Source organism: Peribacillus sp. SIMBA_075 (genome assembly GCF_046534585.1).
Map to the genome: position 1 here is coordinate 1 of NZ_JAWRYN010001139.1, position 252 is coordinate 252.

Consider the following 252-nt stretch of genomic DNA (forward strand, 5'->3'; position numbering starts at 1 on the left):
GTGAAGAAGGCAGAGGTAACGGTAAGTCATGAAGTAATTGGGGCAGGAGAGATAACGATTTGTCCTAAGGAAAGAAAGGTACATGTTAGTGGACAAGAAATTCAGTTAACGTACAGAGAGTTTAATTTATGTCAGTTGTTTGTTTCAAATCCGCAGCGTGTATTTATGAGAGATGAGTTACTTGAGAAAGTATGGGGGTTTGAGTATATCGGAAATACGAGAGCGGTTGATATTATGGTGCAAAGACTGCGG

1 protein-coding gene is annotated in these 252 nt (G+C 40.1%); it reads left to right on the forward strand.

Annotation, left to right across the window (positions count from 1 at the left end; all coding sequences use genetic code 11):
* Nucleotides 1-252: winged helix-turn-helix domain-containing protein (locus tag SB775_RS31865; protein ID WP_410865291.1), on the forward strand; the 252-nt coding region annotated here is incomplete at both ends.